Below are 210 nucleotides of genomic sequence, written 5' to 3' on the forward strand. Positions count from 1 at the left end.
GCCGCTGCGCCAGGGCATCGCCCGCCAGCCCGCGGAGGACAGCGCGCTGTACCAGGGCTTCCTGCGACGCCACGGGATCTGCGACGTGGTCGAGGTGCTGGCGCATGCGCATCAGCGTCCGGTCGCGGCCCTGTCGTTGCTGCGCGACGCCCGCCTAGGGGCCTTCTCCGACCAGGAGCTGCGACAGTTGCGCGCCCTGCATGGCCTGAT

At 72.4% G+C, this 210-nt stretch carries 1 protein-coding gene; it reads left to right on the top strand.

Annotated elements, in window-relative coordinates; translation table 11 throughout:
* Window positions 1-210 (top strand): hypothetical protein (locus tag ACNQO6_RS18645; RefSeq protein WP_440209935.1); only part of this gene is annotated, 210 nt, incomplete at both ends.

This window comes from Acinetobacter calcoaceticus (genome assembly GCF_051947995.1).
In the GTDB taxonomy this organism is placed as follows: Bacteria; Pseudomonadota; Gammaproteobacteria; order Pseudomonadales; family Moraxellaceae; genus Acinetobacter.